This is a genomic window from Nocardia sp. FBN12 (assembly GCF_050320175.1).
Classification (GTDB): domain Bacteria; phylum Actinomycetota; class Actinomycetes; order Mycobacteriales; family Mycobacteriaceae; genus Nocardia.
In genome coordinates this window covers 2393485-2413040 of sequence record NZ_CP190048.1, presented here as the reverse complement: position 1 = coordinate 2413040, position 19556 = coordinate 2393485, and the positions used below count along the sequence as shown (strand labels likewise).

Annotated in this window: 21 protein-coding genes; 11 read left to right on the top strand and 10 right to left on the bottom strand. The window is 67.5% G+C overall.

Translation table 11 applies throughout. From position 1 onward, the window contains the following. Positions 1 to 15: 15 nt before the first annotated feature. Positions 16 to 231 carry a hypothetical protein gene (locus tag ACQHI0_RS11700; RefSeq protein ID WP_427907958.1) on the top strand — a complete coding sequence of 72 codons (216 nt, stop codon included), beginning with the start codon at positions 16 to 18 and terminating at the stop codon, positions 229 to 231. Here the strand turns inward: ACQHI0_RS11700 and ACQHI0_RS11695 are convergent. Further along, positions 211 to 594 (bottom strand): hypothetical protein, encoded by a 384-nt coding sequence (locus tag ACQHI0_RS11695; protein ID WP_427907957.1) that lies wholly within the window; start codon positions 592 to 594, stop codon positions 211 to 213. The genes ACQHI0_RS11700 and ACQHI0_RS11695 overlap by 21 nt on opposite strands. A gap of 238 nt (positions 595 to 832) precedes the next feature. On the opposite strand from ACQHI0_RS11695, the gene ACQHI0_RS11690 reads away from it, so the two are divergent. Both ACQHI0_RS11690 and ACQHI0_RS11685 read left to right on the top strand, forming a co-directional pair. Then, a complete protein-coding gene (locus tag ACQHI0_RS11690; protein ID WP_427907956.1) occupies positions 833 to 1636 on the top strand; it encodes a class I SAM-dependent methyltransferase in 804 nt (267 codons plus the stop codon). A gap of 69 nt (positions 1637 to 1705) precedes the next feature. Further along, positions 1706 to 2404, top strand: a complete 699-nt coding sequence (locus tag ACQHI0_RS11685) for a GNAT family N-acetyltransferase (RefSeq protein ID WP_427909139.1) — start codon at positions 1706 to 1708, stop codon at positions 2402 to 2404. A gap of 26 nt (positions 2405 to 2430) precedes the next feature. Here the strand turns inward: ACQHI0_RS11685 and ACQHI0_RS11680 are convergent, their stop codons facing one another. After that, entirely contained in the window at positions 2431 to 3087 is a 657-nt protein-coding gene (locus ACQHI0_RS11680) for a CPBP family intramembrane glutamic endopeptidase (protein ID WP_427907955.1), read from the bottom strand. A gap of 125 nt (positions 3088 to 3212) precedes the next feature. Here ACQHI0_RS11680 and ACQHI0_RS11675 point away from each other — a divergent pair, with 125 nt between their 5' ends. Further along, positions 3213 to 3950: an SCO6745 family protein gene (locus ACQHI0_RS11675; protein ID WP_427907954.1), complete on the top strand. Its 738-nt coding sequence runs from the start codon at positions 3213 to 3215 to the stop codon at positions 3948 to 3950. Positions 3951 to 3956: 6 nt separating this feature from the next. Here ACQHI0_RS11675 and ppk2 read toward each other — a convergent pair whose 3' ends face one another. Beyond that, the gene (gene ppk2 / locus ACQHI0_RS11670) at positions 3957 to 4892 is read right to left on the bottom strand and encodes a polyphosphate kinase 2 (RefSeq protein ID WP_427907953.1); all 936 of its coding nucleotides are present in this window, start codon (positions 4890 to 4892) and stop codon (positions 3957 to 3959) included. 179 nt (positions 4893 to 5071) lie between these two features. Between ppk2 and ACQHI0_RS11665 the strand changes: the two genes are divergently transcribed. From ACQHI0_RS11665 to ACQHI0_RS11655, 3 genes are all read left to right on the top strand, one after another. Further along, on the top strand, positions 5072 to 6550 hold the full coding sequence (locus ACQHI0_RS11665) for a sugar porter family MFS transporter (protein WP_427907952.1): 1479 nt from the start codon (positions 5072 to 5074) through the stop codon (positions 6548 to 6550). 172 nt (positions 6551 to 6722) lie between these two features. Next, positions 6723 to 7799 carry a metallophosphoesterase gene (locus ACQHI0_RS11660; RefSeq protein ID WP_427909138.1) on the top strand — a complete coding sequence of 359 codons (1077 nt, stop codon included), beginning with the start codon at positions 6723 to 6725 and terminating at the stop codon, positions 7797 to 7799. Between the two features lie 40 nt (positions 7800 to 7839). Then, a complete protein-coding gene (locus tag ACQHI0_RS11655; RefSeq protein WP_427907951.1) occupies positions 7840 to 8457 on the top strand; it encodes a class I SAM-dependent methyltransferase in 618 nt (205 codons plus the stop codon). Between the two features lie 6 nt (positions 8458 to 8463). On the opposite strand, the gene ACQHI0_RS11650 is transcribed toward ACQHI0_RS11655, so the two are convergent. The 3 genes from ACQHI0_RS11650 to ACQHI0_RS11640 all read right to left on the bottom strand — a co-directional run bounded on the left by ACQHI0_RS11650 (position 8464) and on the right by ACQHI0_RS11640 (position 11540). Beyond that, the gene (locus ACQHI0_RS11650) at positions 8464 to 9402 is read right to left on the bottom strand and encodes a sigma-70 family RNA polymerase sigma factor (protein WP_427907950.1); all 939 of its coding nucleotides are present in this window, start codon (positions 9400 to 9402) and stop codon (positions 8464 to 8466) included. Between the two features lie 10 nt (positions 9403 to 9412). Further along, positions 9413 to 10597, bottom strand: a complete 1185-nt coding sequence (locus tag ACQHI0_RS11645; protein ID WP_427907949.1) for an NAD(P)/FAD-dependent oxidoreductase — start codon at positions 10595 to 10597, stop codon at positions 9413 to 9415. A gap of 94 nt (positions 10598 to 10691) precedes the next feature. After that, positions 10692 to 11540, bottom strand: a complete 849-nt coding sequence (locus ACQHI0_RS11640; RefSeq protein ID WP_427907948.1) for an alpha/beta fold hydrolase — start codon at positions 11538 to 11540, stop codon at positions 10692 to 10694. Positions 11541 to 11597: 57 nt separating this feature from the next. On the opposite strand from ACQHI0_RS11640, the gene ACQHI0_RS11635 reads away from it, so the two are divergent. After that, positions 11598 to 12203: a TetR/AcrR family transcriptional regulator gene (locus tag ACQHI0_RS11635; protein ID WP_427907947.1), complete on the top strand. Its 606-nt coding sequence runs from the start codon at positions 11598 to 11600 to the stop codon at positions 12201 to 12203. Between the two features lie 72 nt (positions 12204 to 12275). Here the strand turns inward: ACQHI0_RS11635 and ACQHI0_RS11630 are convergent, their stop codons facing one another. Together ACQHI0_RS11630 and ACQHI0_RS11625 are read right to left on the bottom strand one after the other, a co-directional pair. After that, positions 12276 to 12683, bottom strand: a complete 408-nt coding sequence (locus ACQHI0_RS11630; protein ID WP_427907946.1) for a hypothetical protein — start codon at positions 12681 to 12683, stop codon at positions 12276 to 12278. 49 nt (positions 12684 to 12732) lie between these two features. Further along, on the bottom strand, positions 12733 to 13554 hold the full coding sequence (locus tag ACQHI0_RS11625; protein WP_427907945.1) for an alpha/beta fold hydrolase: 822 nt from the start codon (positions 13552 to 13554) through the stop codon (positions 12733 to 12735). A gap of 254 nt (positions 13555 to 13808) precedes the next feature. Between ACQHI0_RS11625 and ACQHI0_RS11620 the strand changes: the two genes are divergently transcribed. Then, on the top strand, positions 13809 to 14534 hold the full coding sequence (locus ACQHI0_RS11620; protein WP_427907944.1) for a helix-turn-helix domain-containing protein: 726 nt from the start codon (positions 13809 to 13811) through the stop codon (positions 14532 to 14534). Positions 14535 to 14591: 57 nt separating this feature from the next. Here ACQHI0_RS11620 and ACQHI0_RS11615 read toward each other — a convergent pair whose 3' ends face one another. Then, a complete protein-coding gene (locus ACQHI0_RS11615; RefSeq protein WP_427907943.1) occupies positions 14592 to 15548 on the bottom strand; it encodes an endonuclease/exonuclease/phosphatase family protein in 957 nt (318 codons plus the stop codon). A gap of 142 nt (positions 15549 to 15690) precedes the next feature. On the opposite strand from ACQHI0_RS11615, the gene ACQHI0_RS11610 reads away from it, so the two are divergent. Together ACQHI0_RS11610 and ACQHI0_RS11605 are read left to right on the top strand one after the other, a co-directional pair. Beyond that, positions 15691 to 17052 (top strand): M20/M25/M40 family metallo-hydrolase, encoded by a 1362-nt coding sequence (locus ACQHI0_RS11610; protein ID WP_427907942.1) that lies wholly within the window; start codon positions 15691 to 15693, stop codon positions 17050 to 17052. Positions 17053 to 17075: 23 nt separating this feature from the next. Further along, the gene (locus ACQHI0_RS11605; protein ID WP_427907941.1) at positions 17076 to 17603 is read left to right on the top strand and encodes a YbhB/YbcL family Raf kinase inhibitor-like protein; all 528 of its coding nucleotides are present in this window, start codon (positions 17076 to 17078) and stop codon (positions 17601 to 17603) included. A gap of 59 nt (positions 17604 to 17662) precedes the next feature. Here the strand turns inward: ACQHI0_RS11605 and ACQHI0_RS11600 are convergent, their stop codons facing one another. Next, the gene (locus ACQHI0_RS11600; protein WP_427907940.1) at positions 17663 to 19486 is read right to left on the bottom strand and encodes an AMP-dependent synthetase/ligase; all 1824 of its coding nucleotides are present in this window, start codon (positions 19484 to 19486) and stop codon (positions 17663 to 17665) included. Between the last annotated feature and the right edge of the window lie 70 nt (positions 19487 to 19556).

The window sequence follows — 19556 nt, the reverse complement described above, 5'->3', positions numbered from 1 at the left end:
TGGGATGATCTGGCGATGAATGGTCAGACGAGTACCGGTCGGCTGTTGACACTGTTCGGCGGCGTTGCCCTCGTGATGCTGATGGTCAACTGGAGTCTGCTGCGCGCGGTCGCGTTCGCGGTGATCTGGGCGGTCGCGGCGGGCGTACTCGTCCTGCGGGACCGGCGCAACGGCACCGGCCGAGCCGCTGCGGTTCCCGACGCGGCGGGCTCAGACACCGGCGAGCGCTGAGGCCAGATCCGGCACGTCGAGAGCCTGCACGGCCTGCTCGCGCACATCAGGGCAGTGCTGCGTCGTCACCGTGTCGATCACCTCGCGATTGCGAGCCACCGCGACGTTGATGCCGCCACTGCGCACCGCCCAGTTCTGGACCGTGGCATTGAACGACACGCGAGCGACCGTCGATCCCTGTGCCCGCCAATTGTCGAGCTCTGGCGCCATCATCTCGCACAGGTGGTCGGCGGCCTCGTCGGAGATCTCCGGCGCGTTCGCCGCCGACGGCGGCAGACCGGGATCCGGCGCCTCGGTACTGGTCGCGCACCCGGCGACCATCAGCAGCCCGATCAATGCGGCCCCTCGTAGATGTGTGAACACGCAACTGTCCCTCCGGTAGAGGTTTGTCCTTGCTCAGTGCGAATGCCCGCCTCGAGCAGGGCCAAACAGCGGTCGCCGGTCGGAAATCGCTGGGGGAGGTAGGTATTCGCTCCGTGGAAGATCGACAACGCGCTATGGTGTCGGCAGCCGGGGCGAGAGGCGCTGCGACGGACTCGGTCCGCCACGCTCGACTTCGGAGACCACGGTCAAGGGCGCCTCCTGTATCAGGAGGCCGATCGTGAACAGTTCAGTGACGACGTGGGGCATCGGTGACTACCCGCTGATGGGCCGATCTCTTCAGCCCGTGTCCGTGGCGGCGGTCGACGCGGCGGCGGTCGCGCCGGGCGACCGGGTGGTCGACATCGCTACGGGTACGGGCAATGCGGCACTGCTCGCGGCCGAGCGCGGCGGCAGAGTTGTCGGTATCGACTTCGAAAAGGGCCTGCTGCGGGTGGCCGAGGAGCGAGCCCACGCCGTGGGTGCTGACGTCGAATGGCGGTGGGGTGGGCTGGAAGCTCTACCGCTCGCTGATCAGTCGGCCGATGTTGTCCTGTCGGTCTTCGGCGTGATGTACGCGACCGATCACGCGATCGCGGCCCGCGAACTCGCGCGAGTCGCCGCGCCGGGCGCCAGGGTCGTCCTCGCGTCGTGGGTCCCGGGCAGCTTGCTGCCGGCGATGGGGCAAGTATTGAGCGTCTATCTGCCACCGCCGCCCGCAGGCAACGGGCCGCCTGGTCGCTGGGGTGATCCCGCGGCGCTCGTCGGCATGCTCGAACCTCATGGACTACAGCTCACCGCCGCCTCGCCTAGCCGGATCACCTTGCCGTTCGCTTCATCCGAGGAGGCGGCCGATTTCCTGATCCGGACCGCGGGGCACGTCGTGAGTGAGCAGGGCAGGCTGACCGCGGAGGGTCGTTGGGACGCGTTGCGCCGGGATCTGCGCCGATTCGTCGAGCAACGAGCAGAGTCCCGCGGCGGCCTTCTCGGCCTGCCACTGGATTACCTTCTCGCCTCGGCGATCAGGGCACCGGAATCGCGGTGAGTGCAAACGGTGACGGGGGGCGTGGGGTCGGTTAGCGTTCCGGCGGTCGGGTTCGGTGGTGAGGAGGGTGTGTTGACGGTCGACGTCGATGTCGCGGTGCATCCGCTGGATGATCCCGTGCGGGCTTCGTTGCGCGGGGAGCACCGGCGGTTCGCGCGGTGGGTGGGGCGGATCGGGCGATATGAGCCGGAGGTGGCGCGGTTCGTCGGGCATCCGGTGGTGTTGGACGGGCAGGATTGGGCGGACCTGGGGACTGCGCTCGGGCCGGGTGGGAGTGCCGGGATACGTGGGACAGGGCATGTGCCGCCGCCGGGGTGGACGGTGCTCGCCGAGTTCGACACGGTGCAGATGGAAGGGTCGGGGTTGCGGGTTGCCCTCGATTCCGGGCTCGACCGGCTCACCGCCGCTGATGTTCCCGAGATTCTGGCGCTGATCGCTCGGACCGAGCCGGGACCCTACGCGCCGCGGACCATCGAGATGGGCACCTATTTGGGGTTGCGGGTCGAGGGACGGTTGGTGGCGATGGCGGGGGAGCGGCTGCATCCGCCGGGGTGGACCGAGATCAGCGCGGTGTGCACCGACGCCGAGTTCCGGGGCAGGGGGATCGCGTCGCGGTTGGTTCGGGCGGTCGGGGCGGGAATCCGGGCGCGGGCTGAGACACCGTTTCTGCATGCGGTCGCGCACAATACGTCGGCGATCAGTTTGTACGAGACGCTGGGTTTCACCGTGCGGAAGAAGTCGAAGCTCACGCTGGTGCAAGCGCTATAGCTCAGCCCACACGCGCGAGCGAGGAGTTACGCGGCCGCTGCCCCGTGATAGAAGAAGTCACCGAGGCCGACGGTGAAGACGAGGATGCCGTAGAGGGCGTGCTCCACCGAGGTGACGAGCAGTGAACGGGTTCGCCTGTACCGGGTGGCGAAGAGGACACCGGCGGCGACACTCAGCAACACCGAGATCCAGTTGCCGACGATGAAGTGCGCGAAACCGAAGGCGACGGCACTGATGGCGATCATGCGCGGACCGTCGCCGAAGACCGGGGTGTAGCGGTGGAAGAGGAAGGCGCGGAAGAGGAGTTCCTGCGGATAGACGCTGATCAATGGGTAGAAAACGAGGATCAGGACCCAGATGAGGGGGCGTTCCCGGGGCAGGTCGAACAGCGAATCGGGGCGCAGGACGGATACCGTGGCGGTGAGGGCGACAGCCGCGACCACCCAGAGCGCGAGGATCGCGGGGAGCGCTGGGCGCAAGGCGTCGGCTCGCCAGAAGCTGTGGCGGTCGAAGCCGGTGCGGCGCAGGTAGATCACGATGCCGACCGTGATCACCAGCAGGAAAGGCAGTGGGCCGACACCGCGCAGGGTCACCGCGTACAACCCGGTCAGACCGAAGAACAGAGCGACGAATTCGGCTGCGAGCCAGGTCTTCCGGCTGATCTGGCCGGTGTCGACGGTCATGCTCCCGAGCCTACTGGGTGCAGTCGTGTGGATTTCGGTCGTTATCTTCGCGAAGGGACTGCCGTATCTGACTATTGGGCGCTATAGTCTGCTGGGAGTGGACTACAGCGGAAGGTGGCAGACGAATGACGTCGGCAGCGGTCAAACGACAGGTACTCGAACTCGGTGGGGCGTTCATGATCTCGCGGGAGGCTCGGATGTTCGGGGAGGCGACCGGGGTGGACGGGTTCCACGGCGCCTACACCCGGGGTCGCGGCGGGGTACTCGGTGACGTCGACGCCGATGTGGTGACCGCGGCATTCGGCTTCTTCGAACCCGAATGCGTCCGTGCCGCATGGGAATCGGTGCCGATGCCCGCCGCCGACGCCGCGAACCGGTACATGATCGCGTGCCGCGATTTCGGGCAACGCAAGCTCGCCGCGTTCGAACAGGCCGATCGCCTCGCCGAGCTACTGCGACGGGTGGTCGACGCCGCGCCCTCGACAGGCCTGCCGTTGTTCGCCGGCTGGCGGGCGATGCCGGTCCCCGAGGACGGGCGGAGCGCGGTATTGCAGCTGACGCATGTGCTGCGCGAGCTGCGCGGCGGGCTGCACCTGGTCGCGGTGATGGCCAACGGGCTCACCCCGCTGCAGGCGATCCTGGTGGCAGGCTCCCCGATCTACGACGGACCCGGCCACGCGAAGTTCCTCGGCTGGGCCGAACCGTTCGAGCCGGTGACCGCCGACATTCAGGCGCGCTGGGATGCCGCGGAGAAGCTGACCGACGAACTGATCGCGCCCTGCTTCGACGTCCTCGACGACGCCGAGCGCGCCGAGCTCACCACGCTGATGCTCGAAGCGCACCGAGTCGGCCTGACGCGCTAGGCCTTTTCAGGAACCGATGACGTCGCGCCCGCGGCCCACGATCAGTGGGTCGGCGGTGCCGACGATCTCGGCATCCTTGTTCTCGTAATCGAACCCGCTCAACACGTGCCGCATCGCGTTGAGCCGGGCTCGCTTCTTGTCGTTGCTCTTGACCACGATCCACGGCGCGTGATCGGTGTCGGTGTGCTCGAAGTTCTCTTCCTTGGCCGCAGTGTAGGAATCCCACTTGTCGAGCGAGGCCAGATCCATCGGTGAGAGCTTCCAGTGCCGCACCGGGTCGACCTGGCGGATGGCGAAACGGGTGCGCTGTTCCAGCGGCGAGACCGAGAACCAGAACTTGACCAGGTCGATGCCGTCGTCGACGAGCATCCGTTCGAACAGCGGCACCTGCGCCAGGAAACGCCGATGCTGTTCGGGCGTGCAGAAACCCATCACCCGTTCCACACCCGCGCGGTTGTACCAGGAACGGTCGAACAGCACGATCTCGCCCGCGGCGGGCAGGTGCTCGACGTAACGCTGGAAATACCACTGGCTGGATTCGCGCACCGACGGCTTTTCCAGCGCCACCACCCGGGCCCCGCGCGGATTGAGGTGCTCCATGAACCGTTTGATGGTGCCGCCCTTGCCCGCGGCATCGCGACCCTCGAACACGATGACGACGCGGCGACCGGTCGCCTTGACCCAGTTCTGCAATTTCAGCAGTTCGATCTGCAGCAGGCGCTTGTCGAGGTCGTACTCGAGGCGGGAGAGGCGCTCGTCGTAGGGGTAGCCCTCGCGCCAGGTGTCGACGACCAGGCCACCGGGTTCGGTGAGCAGGATCGGATCGTCGTCGTCGCTGTCGTCGACGGTGAATCCGGTGGTGTCGGCCAGGTTCACGGCGGTCGCGAGATCGGCGATCTCGCTGACAGCACGGGGGATCGGGCGAGTCTCGACATCGGTCATCCTTCGGACGCTAAATGATGCGCGTGTCGCCCAGATGAACGCACGGTGCCCGCCCAACACGGCGATGTGGGCTCGCGATCGCGGGTTGCGGCAGATGCCATTCAGTCGGGGGCACACTGTGACTGGTTCGCGCTGCTACTCGCGAGGCGATGATGCCCGCCGTGGAGAGGATGACGTCGATGCATGATGGAGGCTCCTTCACCGACCGATCCGCTCTTCCCGACGGTGACCCGGCGTCGGGCGGTCGGGTGGTCCGGATCGCGTCCGTCGCGGCGCTCGGCGGGTTGCTGTTCGGCTTCGACAGTGCCGTGATCAACGGCGCGGTCTCGGCGATCCAAACCGAATTCGATGTCGACGACGCCGTTCTCGGCTTCGCGGTGGCCTCGGCCCTGCTCGGGGCCGCGGCGGGGGCGATGACCGCGGGCTGGATCGCCGATCGCATCGGCAGGCTCAAGGTGATGCGGATCGCGGCGATCCTGTTCTTCGTCAGCGCCATCGTCACCGCCTTCGCCCCCGATGTCTGGATCCTGGTCCTTGGCCGGGTGATCGGCGGTCTCGGTGTCGGCGTGGCCTCGGTGATCGCCCCGGCCTACATCGCCGAAACCTCACCCGCGCGCATCCGCGGCAGACTCGGGTCACTGCAGCAGCTCGCCATCGTGCTCGGCATCTTCCTGGCGCTGCTGGTGGACTACGTGCTCGCCCACCTCGCCGGCGGCGCCAGCGAGACGCTGTGGTTCGGCCTGGACGCCTGGCGCTGGATGTTCCTGTCGATGGTGGTGCCCGCCGTGGTCTACGGCGTGCTGGCCGCCACGATTCCCGAGTCGCCGCGCTATCTGGTCGCCACGCACAAGATCGGCGAGGCGCGGCGCGTGCTGTCGATGCTGTTCGGCGAGAAGAACCTCGAGGTCACCATCGGCCGGATCGAGGAGAGCCTGCGCAGCGACACCCAACCGTCGTGGAAGGACCTGCGCCGCCCCGCCGGGGGCATCTACCCGGTCGTGTGGGTGGGGCTGATGCTGTCGGTGTTCCAGCAGGCGGTCGGCATCAACGTGATCTTCTACTACTCGAACGTGTTGTGGGAGGCGGTGGGTTTCGAGGAATCCCAGTCGTTCCAGATCAGTGTGTTCACCTCGGTGGTCAATATCGCCACCACCATCGTCGCGATCTTGCTCATCGACAAGGTCGGGCGTAAACCGCTGCTGCTCACCGGCTCGATCGGCATGACTGTCACGTTGGCCACGATGGCGATCTGCTTCGGCTCGGCCGACCAGGTGCCCAACGCCGACGGTGTCATGGAACCGCACCTGACCGGCGCGGTCGGCCCGATCGCGCTGGTCGCGGCCAATCTGTTCGTCGTGTTCTTCGGGATGAGCTGGGGTCCGGTCGTGTGGGTGCTGCTCGGTGAGATGTTCCCGAACCGGATCCGTGGCGCGGCACTGTCGCTCGCCGCGGCGGGGCAGTGGGCGGCGAACTGGGCGATCACCGTCTCGTTCCCGAGTCTGAAGACCTTCTCGCTCGGGTTCGCCTACGGGATGTATGCGGTGTTCGCGCTGCTGTCACTGGGTTTCGTCGCCAAGTTCGTGCCCGAGACCAAGGGGATGTCGCTCGAGGACATGGACGAGGCCGCCGGCTTCGAACACCCCACCGCCAAAGCCTGATCGCGCGGGGATCCGGGTCACCACACCACGCCGCTGCCTGCCTCGCGGAAACCCGTCTTCGTGCTGACCGTCTTCGGCGCGCCGCTCGTGCGGGGTCTAAGCTGCGGCGCGACAGGTCAGTGTGCTTCGATCAGGTCAGTTGTCCAATAGAGCCACTATGCAGAAGGTGACCATGCACGAGTTCTCGACCGGAATCGGCCGTCGTGAAGTTCTGGCCGGGGCAGCCGGTGTCGTCGCGGGGATGTCGTTGGTGGGGCTTACACCTGCCGCGGCGGTACCCGCCGAAGTGCCCAAATTCGCTCCGAAGGCCGGGCGTACCGCGCGGATTCTGATCACCGGCGACGCGGGCACCGGCACCCGCACGCAGTGGGCGGTCGCCGACGCGGCCCGCGCGTTCCATGCGCGCGAACCGTTCTCGATGGCGGTCGGTCTCGGTGACAACATCTACGACTCCGGCCCCAGCGGCCCCGACGACGCCCAGTTCGCCACCAAGTTCGAGGATCCCAATGCGGGACTGGACTTTCCGTGGGCGATGGTGCTGGGCAACCACGACACCTCCGGGGTGTTCCCCGGTGACGGCGGCTGGCTCGCGCGCGGCAATCACGAGGTCGAATACCACGCGAAGTCCGCGCGCTGGTGGATGCCGAGCCGCTACTACTCGGTGCGAGTCCCCGAGCAGAACCCGGTCGTGGAGTTCTTCGTCCTCGATCTGAACCCGCTCGCCGCCTACATTCCGCCGCTGCTCGACCCGTACTGGGCGGTCGACGGCCCGTACATGAACGCCCAACGGGTCTGGCTCGACCGCGCGCTGGCCGAATCGACCGCGCAGTGGAAGATCGCCTGCACCCACCACCCGTACCTGAGCAACGGCCCGCACGGTGACGCGGGCAGCTACGAGGGCCTGCCGATCGAGCCGCTCAACGGTGTGCACGCCAAGCGGTTCTTCGAAGACCACGTGCTGGGCAAGGTGTCGTTCCTGCTCTCGGGCCACGACCACACCCTGCAGGTGCTCGAGCCGACGGCGGCGACAAAGGGCACCCGCCAGATCGTGTCCGGCGCGGCCGGCAAGACCGCGGGCGGCCAGCCCCGCTTCGGTGACAAGCCGACGCACCCCGCCCTCTACGAAACCCAGCACGAACTCGGCTTCATGGTCATGGATCTGACACCGGACACGGTGAACCTGCGGGTGCTCACCGTCGACCCGGCCTCGGGTGCGAGCACCCAGGTCTTGGACCGTCGACTCGGCTGAAGTCGACCGCCGATGGTGGCGGTGGGAGGATGATCGAGGGATGGGCTTCTACACCGACCGGATCCTGCCCCACATCACCGACAAAGTCTGTGGCATCGCCCAGAACGGGCCGCTGCGCGAACGAACCTGCGCCGGGCTGCACGGTGCGGTGCTCGAAGTCGGCTTCGGGTCAGGGCACAACATCGGGTTCTACCCCGCCGCCGTCGAGCGGGTCAGCGGAGTCGAGCCCGCGGACACCGCCTGGAAGATCGCGGCCAAACGTGTTGCGGCGAGCTCGATTCCGGTCGAACGGGCCGGTCTCGACGGTCAGTCGCTGCCGTTCGCCGACGCCACCTTCGACACCGCCCTGTCCACCTTCACGCTGTGCACCATCCCCGATGTCGGGGCGGCGCTCGCCGAGATCCGCCGGGTCCTGCGACCCGGCGGCACGCTGCACTTCGTCGAACACGGACTCGCGCCGGAGGAGTCGGTGCGGACCTGGCAGCACCGGCTCGACCCGATCCAGCAGAAGATCGCGGGCGGGTGCCATCTCGACCGTGACATCGCGGGCCTGATCACCGACGCGGGCTTCGAGATCAGCGAGATCGACCGGTTCTATCAGCCGGGCGCCCCGAAAGCCTTGGCGGCGTTGTCTCTCGGTGTCGCCGGGCGTTCGTGAGGTCGGCTACCACGATTCGATCAGCGGCGCATCGTGCTCACGGCGCTGCCAGTGCTCGGTGAGGCGCAGGAGCCGGTTGGGTGCGGCGATGCTGCGCAGGCCCGCGACCTTGTCGCCGCGCACTTCCAGGATCGCGATTCCCACGATGCGGTCATCGAGGGTGAACGCCATGGCGGGGCAGCCGTTGACCACCACAGCATGGATCGACGGTGAGCCACCCGCGAGCCGGCGTTTGGCCGGAGTCGGTGTGAGGCCTGCCTGCATGGCGCGGGCGAGGCGCTGCGGAGTCGGGAACAGGATGAGCTTGGTGGCCGTGCCACCGACACCGTCGGAGATACCGGTCGCGTCGTCGGTGAGTAGCGCGATCAGCTGATCGGTGCGGCCCGAGGAGGCGGCGTCGACGAATGCCTCGACGATGCGTCGCGCGCCGGCCTGGTCGATGCGAGTGGTGTTGCGGGCGAGGGTGATTCGCCCGCGCGCCCGGTGCAGGTGTTGCTGACTCGCGGCGACGGTGATGTCGAGGATCTCGGCGATCTCGGCGTGCCGGTAGGCGAAGGCCTCGTGCAGCACATACACCGCGCGTTCGACCGGCGACAGCCGTTCCATGAGTGCCAGCACCGCCAGGGTCACCGATTCGCGTTGCTCGGCGGTGTCGGCGGGGCCCAGCAGCGGGTCGCCGTCGAGCAGCGGTTCGGGCATCCAGGTGCCGACCGCGCGTTCGTGGCGCGCCTTCGCCGAGCGGAGCCGGTCGAGCGCGAGGTTGGTGACGATCTTGGTCAGCCAGGCCTCTGGCACCTCGATGAAGGCCGGATCGGCGGCTTGCCACCGCAGGAACGCGTCCTGCACCGTGTCCTCGGCGTCGGCGGCCGAACCGAGGAGACGGTAGGCGATCGAGGCCAGCCGGTTGCGGCTGGCCTCGAAACGCTCGACGGTGGCACTGTCCATGAGCACGACTCTAAGCGGGGACCACGGTGTGTTCGCGGGTGTCGGCCGCGCGGTGTCGGCGACTGGGCATTCCGAAGGTCGGATGGCTCAGGCTCCAGGGGTTCGCCCCGAGGATCGCCGCTTTGACACGAGCGGCCGTCCGGCCGCGCAGGGCCCACGACTTCGATCGCGCGTCACCGTCGACAACCTGGAACAGCCCGTCCTTGCGACCAAGGCTGATGTGGTTGCCCACATAGGACAGCGAGGTCGTCGAGATCTTGCGCCCGGTCCGGTCCCCGACGATCGTGGAGGTCGCCTGCATGCCGGTGAATCCCGCGGAAGCGCACGACATCGGCAAGGGCCGACCGTTGTCACCGATGACGAAGGCGCTGTCACCGGCGACATAGACCTCAGGGTGCGAGACCGAGCGCATCTGACGGTCGACCGTGATCTGGCCGTTGGGTTCCACCGCGAGACTGCTGGCCGCGGCGATCGGATGCGCGGCGAACCCGGCGGCCCACACCGTCGCGTCGGCGGCGAATGCGGTGCCGTCGACCGCGACGGCGCCCCCGGCCTCGACGCGCTCGACGGTGGTGTCCTGGTGCACCGCGATACCGAGCCGTTCGAATGCGCCGAACAGGTGACGGCGGGCCCTGCCACCCAGCCAGCCGCCGAGTTCGCCGCGAGTGGTGAGGCTGACCCGCAGCTCCGGATGGGATTCGGCGATCTCGGTGGCGGCCTCGATCGCGGTCAGGTTGCCGCCGACGACCAGCACCTTCCCGCCCTCGCCGAGCTCATCCAGGCGGGCGCGCAGGCGCAGGGCCGCCGGGCGTGATGCCACATGGAAGGCGTGTTCGCCGACGCCGGGGACATCGTGGTCGTCGGCGGTACTGCCGAGTGTGTAGAGCAGGGTGTCGTAGCCGATCTGGTCGATCCCGCGACTGTCGGCGATCGTGACCGTCCGGTGCTCGACGTCGACGCTGGTCACCCGCGCTATCCGAAGCCGGATACCGGTGCCCGCGAACACCTGTGCCAGCGGCAGATGGCGCAGCGTCTGCCCGGCGGCGAGTTGGTGGTTGCGCAGCCGCTCGGCGAAATCGGGTTCGGCGTTGACGACGGTGATCTCGAAGTCGTCGGAGTGGAGTCGGCGGGCCAGGGCTCCGGCGGAGAATGCTCCGGCGTATCCGGCCCCGAGGACGACGATGCGGTGCTTCATGATTCGCTCCTGTCTGGTTCGCGTGCACCCTGAACGAGACAGCTCGCGATTTCCTGACAGGATCGAACAGTGACCTGAGTCACTGTCTCGAATGTTATCGGCGGTCGGCTGTGGTGGTGGTAAGGAATGCGGCGATGGCGGTGGCTACCGCGGCGGGGTTGTCGAGCATGGACAGGACGTAGGCGTCGTCGATCTCGACCAGCCGTGCGTGCGGGATGAGGGCGGCCAGCCGGGTGCCGTGGGACCTGGGCATGACCTTGCCTGCGGAGGACCAGAGTATGAGGGCTTCGCCGGAGAAATGTCGCAGGGCTTCGGTATTGGCGATCAGTGCGCGTTTGTCGAAGCCGGAGCGGGTGTAGGCGAGCAGGTCGGCGCGGATTCCGCGGTCGCGCAGACCCGGTTCGGTCCAGGCGTGGACGAGGGCGTCGGGCAGGGGCGATTTGGCCATCCAGCCGAACATCAGGGGGGACCGACGCAGCCAGCTGACGCGCATCTGACGCAGTGCCAGGGTGATGCCGCCGGGGAGAACCGAGGCGAGGATGGCGGTTTTGCCGGGCAGTCCCGGTGGGAAGTTGTCGAAGGCTTCGCTGGGGAAGATGATCAGGCGGCCGACGCGATCGTCGAGGCCGTAGGCGGTGAGGAACAGGGCGCCGCCCCAGTCGGAGTGCACGAGGGTGACATCGTGCAGGTCCAGCGCGGTCAGGAAGTCGGCGACGAGCTGGTTGAGGCCGCGCAGACTCAGGTCGGTGCCGGGGCGAAGGGGTTCGGGGTGTGCGCCCAGCGGGAGGTCGGGCAGGACGTAGCGGAAGCCGGTGGGCAGCAGGTCGATGACCGAGTCCCAGACCGTGTGGTTCATCAGCAGTCCGTGCAGCAGGACCACCGGGGGACCGTCGCCGCGTTCGCGGTAGTGGATCCGGCCCGCATCGATGTCGACGGTCGGCATAATGCCCTCCTCGAGGCTAGAGCGTTTACTCTAGTGCGCTTGCTCTAGTCTGGTGGAGTGAGCGAGCAGATGTCAACGAGTACCCGTGACCGCCTGGTGACCGCGGTCGCCGAATTGATGCGCGTCCACGGGTACAGCGCGATCACCGTCAAGCAGATCACCGCCGCGGCCGAGGCGCCGATGGGGTCGCTCTACCACCACTTTCCGCAGGGCAAAGTACAGATCGCGGCCGAGGCGTTGCGCAGCACGGGTGCCGCCTACATTCAGCTGCTGCCGCTGCTGATGGACCCACACGATGATCTGCGAGCGGCCGTGCCTGCCGCGTTCGATGACGCCGCCCGCACGCTCGCGGAATCCGGGTGGATGAACATGTGCCCGGTCGGCACGGTCGCGGGGGAGATCGCCGACGCCGAACCGGTCTTGCGGGAGGTCGCAGCCGAGGTGATGCGGGACTGGATCAGCCAGGGCACCAAGTATTTTGTCGATCGCGGGGTCGGGGAATCCGCGGCGCGCGAGCTGATCCTGGCGATCCTGTCCGCACTGGAGGGGGCGTTCGTTCTCGGCCGCACACTGCGTTCGGCCGAACCGTTGCGTGCGGCCGGTCAGGCGATGGCGGCGCGGGTGGCCATGGTGCTGGCCGAGGGCTCTGCCGTCGGTCGTTGATCACCCGGCGCACCACGATGGCCGTGTCACGGGCCCTGTGACACGGCTGTGGTTGCGCGAGTGGATGTTTCATCACGCGGCGGCGAGCGCTCCGGTGATCTTGCGGGTCAGGTCGGTCATCGCCGGGTTGGGCCGGGTCTGGTAGAGCTGGGCGGTGTCGATGGCGACGGCGATGGTGTTGCGGAAATTCTCGGCCTCGACCGGGTCGTGCTTGCCGAGCAGGCTCATCGCCGCCGTGAGGGCGGGCAGCACCTGATCGGCGAGCTCGGCGACCGACGTACCGCTCAGCGCGATGCGACCGGACTTCTCAGCCAGGACATGGCCGACCAGTCCGGTCGCCGACGACAGCGCGATGCTGCCGGTCGTGGCGATCTTGTGCGGCTTGCAGGTAGCCGCGCCCGCGGCGGCGAGGAGGGAGACGGCGCCGTAGGCGGCGGTCCGCAGGGTGGCCTTTTCCTGGGTGGTGAGGGTGACGGACATGGTGATGTGCTCCTTGGGTTGTGTTGTGCGGGTGGGGAATGGGTGGGATTCAGCTGGTTGCCGACGAGGTCGCCTCGACCTCGCGTACGGCATCGGCGATGGCACGGAAGTCCTTGCGCAGGATCGCACCGTGGTTGCTGGGGACCTTGGCGCTGATGCGGATGTTGGGGTTGGTGGCGAGCACGTCGTTGAGGCCGGCGCGGATCTTCTCCTGCTCGTCGCCCTTGCTGCCGAACGAGGTTCCGGACGCGACCACGTAGCGCACCGGAACGGTGATGGCGTCGAGTACCGGTCCCAGTTTGCTCACGCTCGAGAGCTTGCCGAGTTCGATATTGCTGTCGGCCTGCTGCTGTGCGGTCAGGCGGGGCGCCAGACCGGTCGGGCGGGCCAGCGGCAGCACCCAGCTCAAACGCTTGAACAGCTTGCGAATCCGCAGTTCCATCGCCTCGTCGAGCCAGTCGTAGGGGAACGCGCCGTCGACGAGAACCGCGCCGACGGCAGCGTCGGGGTTGCGGCTGGTCCAGTGCGCGCCGAGGTAGGCGCCGTAGGACCAACCGGCAACGATCGGCTTCTGCGTGATGCCCCTGGCGGCGAGGATCGCGTCGATATCGCGCACACAGGTGTCGAAGGAGTAGTCGGCCGATTTCTTCGACTTGCCGCGGGCCCGCTCGTCGAAGGTGATGTGGCGGTAGCCGGGGCCGAGTTCGGCGATGACCCGGCGCCAGTAGCCCTGGGTGGCGAACTGACCGTTGAGGTAGATCACCGGGGTTCCGATGCCGCCGGTGTCGGTGACGGCTAGTTCGGTGTCGTCGATCGGGACCATGCCGGTCCATGCGGCGGTGGTCGCGTCGGTGGGGTTCGAGGAAGTCATTGTCGTGTCCTTGCGTTGCGGTATTCGTTATTTACTGATGGCTAAACCATAGATTGCGTTCACCAAACTGTCAACAATCGAATCCGTCGAAAATGCCTGTTACAGCGTGCAAATACATCAATATTGCAATGATAATGAGGGTGAATGCAACGGAGGTCCGCGTTGCGCGTTGCAATGAACTGGGGGTGAATGCATACTGGGCGTGGTGCGGGCTATCGGCTCCGCACCGGTCGACAGAAAGGTGACCAGCAGCGATGCCCGGAGGCAGACTCACCGACGCGGACCGTCAGCACATCGCCACGGGGCTCGCGGACGGCCTCGGCTACGCCGAGATCGGGCGCACGCTGGGGCGGCCCGCCTCGACCGTCATGCGCGAGGTCACCCGCAACGGCGGACCCGACGACTACCGAGCCGAACGCGCACAGGAAGCCACCCAGCAGCGCGCACGCCGACAGAAGCGGGCCAAGCCCTGCGCACCACCGATTCCCGACGGCGGTTACGGACGAGACCCCCAGGCAGTTGCCGACTTCGCCGAATCGTTCACCGCCCTGCTGATCGAGCAGGGTCTGCCGCGCATGGAAGCCAGAGTGCTTGCCTGCCTGCAGATCACCGACTCCGGGGCGCTCACGGCCGCCGAGCTGGTCGCGCGACTACGCGTGAGCCCCGCCTCGATCTCGAACGCGGTGGCGTTCCTCGAACAGCAGGGCATGCTGCGACGCGAACTGATCCCCGGCGAACGGCGCGAACGCTACCTCGTCGACGACGACATCTGGCTGCGCAACCTGGTCGCCTCGGTGCAGATGCAGAACGCCTTGTCCGCCATGACGCTGCGCGGCGTCGAGGTGCTCGGACCTGACACCCCGGCCGGTGCCCGCTTCGAGCAATCCGCCGAGTTCGTCGCCATCGTCGGCGCGGCCCTGCGCCAGGCGATGCAACAGTGGCGTGAGCGCCTGGCCGAGCGAGCCGCCGAACGGGAGTAGCGAGCGGCTGGACTTCGTTTCGACGAAAAATGCGTTGCTACAGCCAGATTCGATCGGCTAGTGGTCGGCGTCGAGGACGATCCGGGCGACCAGTGCGCGGTGGTCGGCGCCGGGCAGATCGACGGTCTCGACGGTCGTGGCGTGGGCACCGGCGAGCAGGAAGTGGTCGATGCCCACCAGCGGTGGGATGGGCTTGTCGGTGGGATAGGTGACCAGGTGGCCCGCGCCGGCTTGGATCGCGGCGTCGGCGAACCGGCCCGATGCCATGGCGCGGAAACGGGCGTGGTCGTAGGTGGCGTTGAAATCACCGCCGACGATCGCGGGGCGGTCGGCGGGGGAGCGACGCAGGATTTCGTGCAGGCGGGAGAGCTCGTCGGCCCAGACCCCGGTGTCGTAGACGGGCGGGACCGGGTGGAAGGCATAGATCGTGACCGGGCCGATCTCGGGCACGGTCGCGGTGGCCGAGATCTGGTTGAGGACGTAGCCGTCGTATTCGACGGTGTCGGACAAGGGGAATCGGCTCCAGATGCCGGTGCCGCTGGCCGTCTGGCCGGGGGCGAGGTAGCGGTGGGGCAGGAGTTGGTCGAGACCGGCACTGGACAGGCTGTCGACGGCGGTGCGGGTCAGCTCGTTGACGGTGAGGATCGCGATGTCACGCGCACGCACCTGATCCACCACGACATTCGGATCGGCACCGTCGAAGAGCAGGTTGGCCTGCATCGCCATGATCGGCTGTCCGTCACCACCGGGCTCCGCGAAATACAACGGCGCCTGGGTCGCGATGCCGATGCCCGCGACGGCCACCGCCACACCGGTCGCGATCCACTGCCTGGTCGCCGCGAAACCGACGGCACCGAGCACCGCACCACCCATCAGATAGGGCGCCCCCGAAGCTGCCAGCACGAGCGGTTCCAGCGGCCACCGGATGACATGCAACGCGACCCCGGCGACTCCGGCCGATGTCGCGGCCCCGGCCAGCACACGGACACCTACTCGGACTACCTGCGCTCGCATCTGGTCAGCCAAGCACGCGGCGGGGACGTAGGCGAATTCGTTGTTCTGCTCACGGTGAGTCTGTGGCGGCGAGCAGCGGCGCAAGGGCGGACCGACCGGCAGGTGGCGCGGCGGGTGTGGGAATGGTGGTAGGAAAGGGGGCGTGTCGGTATCTGGCGAGAATTCTGGTTCGAACGGGCGGTCCCGCGCGGAAGACGAGGTGGTGGAGCTGGTCAGCAAGCTGATCCAGTTCGACACCTCCAATACCGGCGAGCTGTCCACCACCAAGGGCGAGCGGGAGTGCGCCGAGTGGGTGGCACAGCAGTTGCACGAGGTCGGCTACGAGACCGAGTACGTCGAGTCGGGTGCGCCGGGACGCGGGAATGTGTTCGCGCGGTTGAAGGGTGCCGATTCGAGTCGCGGTGCGCTGATGATCCACGGGCACCTCGATGTGGTGCCCGCCGAGGCCGCCGACTGGAGCGTGCACCCGTTCTCCGGTGCGGTGCGCGACGGCTACGTATGGGGGCGCGGCGCGATCGACATGAAGGACATGGTCGGGATGACCCTGGCCCTGGCCCGCCAGTTCAAAGCCGAAGGCACCCTGCCGCCGCGAGATCTCGTGTTCGCGTTCCTGGCCGACGAGGAGAACGGCGGCAAGTGGGGCTCGCAATGGCTGGTGGAGCACCGGCCCGACCTGTTCGACGGGGTCACCGAAGCGGTCGGTGAGGTCGGCGGGTTCTCGCTGACCGTGCCACGCCCCGACGGCACCGAACGCAGGCTCTACCTGGTGGAGACCGCGGAGAAGGGGCTGGGCTGGATGCGGTTGCGCGCCAAGGCCCGCGCCGGGCACGGGTCGTTCCTGCACGAGGACAACGCCGTCACCATCCTCGCCGAAGCCGTCGCCCGTCTGGGTCGCCACACCTTCCCGGTGGTGCTCTCGGATTCGGTGGCCGAGTTCCTGGCCGCGGTGAGCGAGGAGAGCGGGCTGGCGTTCGACCCGCACGGACCCGATATCGAAGGTCAGCTGGCCAAGCTGGGCACCATCTCACGCATCATCGGCGCCACCCTGCGCGATACCGCGAATCCGACGATGCTGCAGGCCGGCTACAAGGCCAACGTCATCCCGCAGACCGCCGAAGCCGTGGTCGACTGCCGGGTGGTACCGGGGCGGCAGGCGGCGTTCGAACGCGAGGTCGACGAACTGATCGGACCCGACGTGGAGCGGGAATGGATCACCAAGCTCGACTCCTACGAGACCACCTTCGACGGCCACCTCGTCGACGCCATGAACGACGCGGTCCTGGCCCACGACGCCGACGGCCGCACCGTGCCCTACATGCTCTCCGGCGGCACCGACGCGAAAGCGTTCGCGCGCTTGGGGATTCGCTGCTTCGGCTTCGCGCCGCTGCAGTTGCCGCCGGAGCTGGACTTCACCGCCCTGTTCCACGGGGTGGACGAACGGGTGCCGGTCCAATCGCTGGAATTCGGCACCCGGGTGCTGGAACATTTCCTACTGCACAGCTGACCTCGACTGGAAAGGTCCTCTCTATGACGTACAACCCCTATGACGCGCTGCCGCAGGTGCCGTCGTTCACCCTTACTTCCGCCGACATCACCGATGGTCAGCCGCTGGCCGACGATCAGGTGTCGGGGGTGTTCGGGGCCGGCGGTAAGGACATCTCGCCGCAGCTGAGCTGGTCCGGATTCCCCGAGGGCACACAGAGTTTCGCGGTGACGGTGTACGACCCGGACGCGCCGACCGCATCGGGGTTCTGGCACTGGGCTGTCGCCAACATTCCGGCGTCGGTCACCACCCTCGATGTCGGCGCGGGCAGCGAAGGCGGCAGCTTGCCCGCCGGTGCGGTGAGCTTGCGCAACGACGGGGGTTTCCCCGGTTTCGTCGGCGCGGGACCGCCGAAAGGTCATGGACCGCACCGGTATTTCGTCGTCGTGCACGCGGTCGATGTCGCCGAACTCGAAATCGGACCGGACGCGACGCCCGCCTACCTCGGGTTCAACCTGTTCTTCCACACCCTGGCCAGGGCCATCCTGATCGGCACCTACGAACAGAACTGACATACGAAAACAGCGGTGGCCCTGATACTTTCCGGGGCCACCGCTGTCTTCTGTGCTGCCTACTTCACATTGACGACGTGCTCCGGCGGAGTCGCCGCGTAGAGCTCGTCGATCGTCTCGGCGTACTTGTTCGCGATCGGGGTCCGCTTGAGCGACATCTTCGGGGTCAGCTCGTCACCGCCCGGCTCCCACAGGTTGTCCACGATCACGAAGCGCTTGATCTGCTCCACCCGCGACAGCTTGCGGTTGCCCGCGAGCACCGCTTCCCTGACCTCGTCGACGATCTCCTTGCGCCGGGTCAGTTCCGCATGGGTGGCATCGGTAGCGCCGAAGTCCTTGGCGCGCAACGCCGCGACATCGGGATCGAGCATGATCAGTGCGGTGATGTAGGGGCGGGCCTCGCCGATCGCGACAGCCTGACCGATCATCGACGAGGCCGCTTTCATGGCGTTCTCGATATTGGAGGGGGCGATGTTCTTGCCCGCTTCGCTGATGATCAGTTCTTTCTTGCGATCCACGATGCGCAGGTAGCCGTCGGCGTCGAGGGTGCCGATGTCGCCGGTGTGCAGCCAGCCGTCGTCGTCGATGGCTTCGGCGGTCTTGTCGGGCATATTGCGGTAGCCGGGGGTGATGATCGGGCCACGCAGCAGCACTTCACCATCGGCGTCGAGGCGCAGTTCGCACCCGTCCATCACCCGGCCGACCGAGCCGGGGCGCGGCTTGTCGAGCTCGGTGTAGGTGCCCACACCCGCGGTCTCCGACATCCCCCACACCTCGGTGACGGCGAAGCCGAGGCCGAGGAAGTACTCGAGGGTCTCCGGCGGCACCGGTGCGGCACCGGAGGCGGCGCACTTCAACTCCGCGAACCCGAGCGCCTCACGCAACTTCGACAGCACGAGGGTGTCGGCGATCTTGTGCTGCACGCCGAGTACCAGCGAACTTTCACCGGCCAGCTTCGCCTTGGCCTGCGCGACACCGACACCGATCGCCCAGTTGGCCAGTGCCTTCTTGACCGGGCTCGGCTCGACCGCGAGCTTGTTCTCGATCCCCGCCTTGATCTTCTGCCACACCCGCGGCACACCGAAGAACACCGTCGGACGGGCATCCGGCAGGGCGGCGGCGATCTCACGCGGATCGGTGACGGTGGTGATCTGGATGCCGGTGAGCAGGCTCATCGCGTGCGCGGAAATACGGTCGGCGACGTGGGCGGCGGGCAGATACGACACGGCCCGGTCGTCGAAGCCGACCGGCAGCGGACCCGAGACCAGGCCGACGACCTGGGCGATCACATTGCTCTGGGTGAGCTCGACACCCTTGGACGGGCCGGTGGTGCCGGAGGTGTAGATCAACGTGGCCAGATCGCCGGACTGCACCGCCTGCCAGGCCGCGTCGAAGTCGAAGTCCGGTGCGGGATCGGCTTCCAGCGTGGCCAGGGTGATCGTGCCCTCCGCGGTGCCGTCGACGATCACGGTGTGTTCGATCTCGGCGCCGGATGCGCGGATCGTGTCGAGGAAGGCCTGCTCGGTGATGACCACCTTGTTGCCCGCGTTGGCGAACACGTGCGCGATCTGCTCGGTGGAGCTGGTGTTGTACACCGAGAACGGGACGGCGCCCAGGTGCAGGGCGGCGGTGTCGATCAGGTTGAACTCGGGCCGGTTGGTGAGCATGATGCCGACCGTGTCGCCGTGTCGCACACCCAGTTTCGCCAATCCGGCCGCCAACGCCTTGACCCGGGCCGCGTACTCGGACCAGGTGATCTCCTGGGTGCCGCCGACCGTGCGCAAGGCGATCTGGTCGGGCCGAAGGGCGGCAGTCTGCTGGAAGGCGGCGGGCACGGTGTGCACCGTGACGCCGGATGCGTGCGCGAAACCGATGTCTGTCATATTCCTGTTCCCATAGGCCGAGCTGGATACCGAGCCAATGCGAGTGAAACTGTCTCGTTATCTCGAGGCA